We start from the raw sequence: 1,993 nt of genomic DNA, 5'->3' as shown, positions 1-1,993 counted from the left end.
CTTTTGTTAGTGGGTATTATCATAAGCAATAACTCAGTGCATTTTGCGTGACTGTGCACTAACGTGGAGGAGTACCCCGAACTTGCTCCATGCCCGCCAAACCCCGATGGCTATTGCACATTCCCGAGATTCTCGATCAGTTGCGCGCATTGACGGTCCCTGTGTTGGACCGATCGGTGTGCGAACAGCTCTTCGGCGTTGAGCGCCGTCGGGCAATCAGTCTGGTGCAGTACTTCGGAGGATACCGGGCTGGCAACACCGTCCTCGTCGACCGCTTAGAGTTGATTGCGACGCTGGAGGACCTTTGGGAATCGCCGGATACACTCAGCGAGCGGAAGAGAAAGGCGCGTTTGGTGGACCGATTGGAGTCCCTTCGCCGATATCAGAAAGCTGCGGCCGTTGCGATCCCCATTCTGCCCAAGTCGTGTGAGCGGAGGCTTCCCGAACTGCCCATTGGGATCGCAATTGAGTCCGGCCGGCTCACAGTGGAGTTCAATCGAACTGAGGAGTTGCTACAAAGGCTTTTCGAGGTCGCCCGAGCCGCAGCCGCCGACTATGAAGCATTCCAGGCCGTAGTTGAGGAAAATAGACCGCCCGTGTGACGCCTTCAACATCGACTATGAGGACGTCAAGGCCAAGATCGTTCAGAACGAAGGCTACGACATGCACGACTTCGGAATCTTCGATGACCGGTCAGCCACGCTCTGGAGAAAGCCCTACGTCGATGGAGCGGTCCGAGAACTCACCGCCGGCAACGACAAGAGTGTTGATCAGCTCCGTCAGACTGTGGAGAACATGATCCTCGCCAGGCAAGACTACTCCGTCCGGGTACAGGCAGTTTCTCAGGCTTCGTCCCGAGCGTACCAGGGCTTCCAGCAACGTCGAGCGGTCAAGCACGACGCCGACGAGGAGATTCTGGATGAACTCAGCCGGCTCGACTGCCACAAGTGTCATCGGAGCCGTTGTGTTTCGTCAGAGCATCTGGGCGTCAGCACGCCGCCGGGGAGATTCTGGACGATATCCGCCGGCCCGGCTGCCACAAGTGTTATCGGAGCCGTTGTGTTTCCGTCTGAGCACCTGGGCGCCATCACGTTTGCGGCATGACATCCACACGCCCGAAACAGGCATCCAGCGGAGCCATCGACGATTACCGTCACACACGGCGCCGGCAACGAGATCCCGGCCGGCACCGGCAGGCTCACATGCCGTAGGTGTCGTCGGAGCCGTTGTCTTTCGGTCAGCTCACCTGGCCCCGACGCGCTCGCCATCTTTCATCCAACGCCCGAAGCGGGCATCCATTGAACGCCGCCGCGAACATTTCAACAGCCCACGCTACATGCTTCCAGCTTCCAGCGTCACTGCGACGGCTACTTCGATCTGTCATTGCTGGGGTAGATGGCATTTGTTTTGTTCGAGATAGGCCATGAGATGGGTATCTGCGGTTGGGGGAGAGGGGAGCGATAGCCAGGAATGACCAGGAGTGCTCTGCTGCTTTGGGCCCGCCTCGCTCTCCGGCAAGGTTCTGTCCATAGGGCTGCTTTTTCGAGAAAAAGGATACTAACAGAACTTAGAGGGGCAAGTTGTCCCTCAGAAAGGCTGGCGGCATATGGCGAAGGAATCAAACGTCACGAAGGCAACGCTGGTGAAGATGCTGGTCGAGAAGGGCTTCTCAGTGAGAAAGGCCACCAAGGGGGTGAATGCGGTATTTGCTGTGATGGCCAAGAAACTCCGGTACGGAGAAATCGTCCCATTGCCCGGCGGGTTCGCCACACTTGTGTCGAGGACGCCGCGGAGGGAACTTCACCGGTTCCGCGACATCCACACGAAGAAGGCGCGTTACCGGATAATCAACTATAACAAGAACAAGAAGGCCATCAAGTTCACGCCGACGCTGGAGTTGGAGTTTGAGCCGGGGCGAGAGAAGCGAGCCCGGTTGGCCCCGCGGCCGGAACCACCGACATTGAAGGAGATTCGGCAACTGGCTTCGGAGTTG

3 protein-coding genes are annotated in these 1,993 nt (G+C 58.1%); all 3 read left to right on the top strand.

Going from position 1 to position 1,993, the window contains the following annotated elements:
* Nucleotides 1–89: 89 nt before the first annotated feature.
* Entirely contained in the window at nucleotides 90–602 is a 513-nt protein-coding gene (locus VGM51_03685; protein HEY3412142.1) for a hypothetical protein, read from the top strand.
* Nucleotides 577–1,104, top strand: a complete 528-nt coding sequence (locus tag VGM51_03680) for a hypothetical protein (protein HEY3412141.1) — start codon at nucleotides 577–579, stop codon at nucleotides 1,102–1,104. Before VGM51_03685 ends, VGM51_03680 begins: the two co-directional genes overlap by 26 nt.
* Before the next feature lie 502 nt (nucleotides 1,105–1,606).
* On the top strand, nucleotides 1,607–1,993 hold a 387-nt coding region (locus tag VGM51_03675), incomplete at its 3' end, for an HU family DNA-binding protein (protein ID HEY3412140.1).

The organism is Armatimonadota bacterium (assembly GCA_036504095.1).
Classification (GTDB): domain Bacteria; phylum Armatimonadota; class DTGP01; order JAKQQT01; family JAKQQT01; genus DASXUL01.
Note: the sequence above shows the minus strand (reverse complement) of the source record. Positions and strands in the feature narration are given on the sequence as shown.